This is a genomic window from Daejeonella sp., assembly GCF_044232565.1.
Taxonomy (GTDB): domain Bacteria; phylum Bacteroidota; class Bacteroidia; order Sphingobacteriales; family Sphingobacteriaceae; genus Daejeonella.
Window position 1 is genome coordinate 1 of the sequence record NZ_JBIILQ010000216.1, and the last position, 4,631, is coordinate 4,631.

General features: G+C 37.7%; 4 protein-coding genes. 3 read left to right on the plus strand and 1 reads right to left on the minus strand.

Going from position 1 to position 4,631, the window contains the following annotated elements; translation table 11 throughout:
* A partial coding sequence (locus tag ACILQF_RS10685; RefSeq protein WP_395627396.1) for a deoxyhypusine synthase family protein occupies positions 1–766 on the minus strand: 766 nt, incomplete at its 3' end.
* A 182-nt stretch (positions 767–948) separates the two neighbouring features.
* Here ACILQF_RS10685 and ACILQF_RS10690 point away from each other — a divergent pair.
* From ACILQF_RS10690 to ACILQF_RS10700, 3 genes are all read left to right on the plus strand, one after another.
* On the plus strand, positions 949–2,094 hold the full coding sequence (locus ACILQF_RS10690; RefSeq protein WP_395627397.1) for a polymerase: 1,146 nt from the start codon (positions 949–951) through the stop codon (positions 2,092–2,094).
* A gap of 111 nt (positions 2,095–2,205) precedes the next feature.
* The gene (locus tag ACILQF_RS10695) at positions 2,206–3,168 is read left to right on the plus strand and encodes a polysaccharide lyase family 1 protein (RefSeq protein ID WP_395627398.1); all 963 of its coding nucleotides are present in this window, start codon (positions 2,206–2,208) and stop codon (positions 3,166–3,168) included.
* Positions 3,169–3,275: 107 nt separating this feature from the next.
* Positions 3,276–4,547 (plus strand): serine hydrolase domain-containing protein, encoded by a 1,272-nt coding sequence (locus tag ACILQF_RS10700; protein ID WP_395627399.1) that lies wholly within the window; start codon positions 3,276–3,278, stop codon positions 4,545–4,547.
* Positions 4,548–4,631: the final 84 nt, after the last annotated feature.

Genomic DNA, 4,631 nt, shown 5'->3' on the forward strand with positions numbered 1-4,631 from the left:
TTGGAACTACGCAAATAGGGAAATCACCGGCAATGCCCCCTCCTATCTGGAAAAAACCGACACCCTTACCCCCCGAATTTGCAATATACCAGTCGGCTAACCAACCCATATACTCAATACCGCTCTTTACAGTTAATGCCTTTAGCTCCTTTTTCATGACATAAGATGCAAAAATATTGCCCATTGTAGAATCTTCCCAACCCGGAACAACAATCGGTAAATTCTTTTCTGCAGCGGCAAGCATCCACGAGTTTTTAGGATCAATCTCATAATACTGCTCTAAAACACCACTATTTAACATTTTATACATAAACTCATGTGGGAAATAACGCTCACCTGAGTCATCAGCATCCTTCCATAATTTATGAATATGCTTTTGCAATCTTCTAAAAGCTTCCTCTTCAGGGATACAAGTATCAGTAACACGGTTATAGTGATTTTCTAGGAGATCCCATTCATCTTGGGGACTTAAATCACGATAATTAGGAACACGTTTATAATGTGAATGAGCTACCAAATTCATGATATCTTCTTCCAAATTTGCTCCCGTACATGAAATAATCGAAACTTTATCTTGGCGAATCATCTCAGCAAGAGAAATACCCAATTCGGCAGTACTCATCGCTCCTGCTAGGGTAATCATCATTTTACCACCTTCGTCTAAATAGCTTTCATAGCCCTTTGCAGCGTCTACCAAAGCAGCCGAATTAAAATGCAGGTAATTTTTTTCTATAAACTGGGATATTGGTCCTCTTTGTACACTCATAGTATCTTATTAAGCTGCAAAAATAAATAATTATAGCAGATGCACGAATGTTTTATGTAATGGCATGTATTTAATCATTAAAAAAGGATTTCCCTGAAAAGATATGCTTCAGGTTTCAAATCGTTCTGAATCAGCCCCAACTTCTCAAATTATCTCTAAAAAAGAATATCTTAGCACTCTTTATGGAAAGATATTTATTAAAGACAATCCCTTTTCTAGCCTCATTCATCTTACTTAGCAGTACTGGTTTTAGCCAGATGAAGCTTATTAAAAAGTTCTTATCTAGCGATGCTGACACCAGCCGAAAGAGTAGTTTTCTACCCCTACCTATACTAGCCTACTCTCAGGAAACTGGGGCTGAAATAGGTGCATTGAGCCTTTATTCCTTCTATACTGATCGCCAAGATAGCCTTACACGCACATCTCAAATTACTGGAGCTGCTACTATCACAAGCGAAAAGCAAACAAACTTTCTACTAAAGGCTGATATTTGGTCTCCAAAAAATAAATTCCACTACACCGGAGAAATACGCTATAAAAATTTCCCTTTCAACTTCTATGGAGTCGGAAATAGAACCTTAGCATCTGATGAAGACCCGCTAACCCAAAAACTATTCAAGTTAAACGGCGCAATTGAAAAGCAATTTAGTGAATCCCGCTATAGCGGTATTAGCGTAGCATTTGAAAGTTATAATTTTATTGATAAAACCAGTGGCGGAATATTAAGTAGGGATCCCAATATTTTTAATAAAGAAGGAGGGAAAGTTCTTTTTTTTGGGTTTACGCAGATCTATGACAGTAGAAATTCAAATACATACACAACCAAGGGTACATTCGTAAGGCTCAACTATTCTTATGCTCCCAATATTTTTGGGGGCGATAATTATGTGGGTAGCCTACTCAAAATGGACTTCAGTAATTTTCAAACAGTCAGTAAAAAAACAAGTATCGGATTGAATGCCAACTTCCAATCGCTAAACGGAGAAAACACGCCATTTTATTTATTACCCCAATTGGGAAGTGATGAAATGATGCGGGCTTATTATACAGGTCGCTATAGGGATGAGAATTTAATGGCTCTCCAATCTGAAATCCGCTTTAGGGTACACCCCCGCATCGGACTAGTAGGTTTTGCGGCAACTGGCAATGTTTTTAAAAGGAGAGATTTTAACCTAAGAGATTTTAAACCAAATATTGGTGGTGGATTTCGCTACTTTTTTGACATTGAGAAGGGCTTAAGCATCCGAATGGATTATGGTATCGGAGAAAGAATTTCTGGCGAGAAAAGACAAAGTGGCTTTTACTTAAGTCTGGGGGAATCTTTCTAAGAAGCGCTACTAAAGATTAAGCTTAAATTGTAAACTGAAATTGTACCCAAACTGTGAAGTTTATGTAGCGGTTTAAACTCATGATTTTAATAACTTGTATTATTAACAATCATGAAAAAATACGTATTATTCCTAATCATTCTTGGGTGCAAAAGCAGTGTTGAAAGCCCAATTACACAAGTTCAAGTTATTAGTCCGGAAACTTACCCTGTTGGCTATGCAATGATCAACGGAACTACAACAGGAGGAATAGGTGGAGAAACAGTTTCAGTATCAAATCTGGATGATTTTAGATTTGCAGCCAAATCACCTAGCCCGATGACCATCCAAGTTTCCGGAAGTTTTTCTGATACAGGTATGGTAATTATTAGCTCCAACAAGACCATTATTGGAGTGGAGGGCGCTACACTTAATGGAGTCGGGCTATCCATATATGGCGTAAGCAATGTGATTATAAAAAATCTGAAAATAAACAAAGTGGTGGGTGCCGATTGTATCACAATCAAACAGGGAAGCCATCATATTTGGATAGATCATAATGAATTATGGCAAGACAGGGACCATAACTGGGATTACTACGACGAACTGATGGAGATTACTGACCGATCAGATTATGTAACCATTTCCAATAATATTTTTCATGATGCGCATACTGCAATCCTTGTGGGGAGCGGAGATAAGCAGTTCACAGATGCAGGACATCTAAGAGTTACCATGCATGGTAATTTTTTGTATAACATATCCGAAAGACAACCAAGTATACGATTTGGCTTCATGCATATTTTTAATAACTATTTCTTAAACGGTAGCGGATACACCATAGGTGTAACTATTAATGGAACCGTTAGGACTGATAATAACCTGTTCGAAAGTCAGAATATTCCAATTTATACAGACTTCAATGCAAGTCCGGGAGTAATCAGTGGCGCTTCAACCAATATCTACATTAATTCAGGGGCTAATCAAATAAGCTCCGCAAGCTCAAACTGGCTTCCTCCATACCAATATTCTATGAGCCTTATACCAGCAGCAGAGGTTCGATCTGTTGTAACAAGACAAGCGGGTCCACACTAAACTTCACCCTTTTCTAATTTCAAGAAATTAGTCAATAATCATTAATTAAGAAAATCATCTTAATGATCATTATTCCTATATTTATGGCTCAACTAAAATTCTTGATCATGAAGAAATACCTTTTATTTTTTATTCTTTTCGGCTCAGCAACCCTTCAAACACTTGGCCAAACCATCATCAATACAGGCGCCGAGTTGGCAGGATTTTCAAGTGAACGATTAAAGCGAATGGATCTAGCCATGAACGATTGGGTGGAAAAAGGTTATATGAACGGAGGCGCAGCCCTAATTATTCGAGATGGCAAAATTGCATATCACAAGGCTATTGGCTATAACGACTTAGATACTAAAGAACCTCTTCAAAAAGATGGCATTTTTAGAATTGCATCTCAAACGAAAGCCATAACCAGCGTGGCCATAATGATTTTATTTGATGAGGGTAAATTATTATTGACTGATCCTGTTTCACAATATATTCCATCTTTCAAAAAACAAAGTGTTTTAGCAAAATTCAATCCTGCTGACACCACTTATACCACGGTTCCAGCAATAAGAGAGCTAACGATAAAAGATTTGTTAACACATACCTCTGGACTAGGTTACGCTCAGATAGGCTCGAAAGAGGCCAATGCCATTTATGCTAAAAATGATATTACTGCTGGATTAGGGGTGAAAAATAAAACGCTTCTGGAAACAATGTCAAGACTCGGGGAAATGCCCTTAATGCATCAGCCGGGAGAAAAGTTTACCTACGGACTTAATAATGACGTACTTGGATGTTTGGTCGAAATAATTTCAGAAATGACCCTAGACGAATTCTTCAAAACAAGGATTTTCGAACCCCTAGGAATGAAAGATACCTATTTCAATATCCCACCAGCTAAGTCAAAGCGCTTGGTAAACCTATATACTGAAAAGTCACCAGGCAAGCTTGTAAAGGCCGATGCAGGTATGTTAAATAGTGCTGCAGCTTCAAATTACCCTTTGGTACCGCATACCTATTACTCGGGTGGAGCAGGATTAAGCTCCACTTTATACGATTATGGAATATTTTTACAAATGCTCCTTAATAATGGGGAATACAATGGAAACCGAATTTTAGGCAAAAATACCGTAAGAATGATGATTACTAACCAAATTGATGACATCAATTATGGAGGTAATAAATTCGGACTAGGATTTCAGCTGCTTACCGAGAAAACGAGTGGCCAAACCCCTGCTCAAATAGGTACATTTAACTGGGGTGGCGCATTTGCTACTTCCTACTGGGTAGACCCTCAAGAAAAAATTGTTATGCTCTTTTACCGCCAATTACAAGTGCGCTCAAGAAACGATGTGGTAGAGAAATTTAGAGCTTTAACTTATCAAGCTATCAAATAAATTATATTTTTTCCCTTTAACATTATCAATTATGAAGTCATTTTTTATAGCAGCATTCATTTTACTAAGCAGTAAAATGGTTAT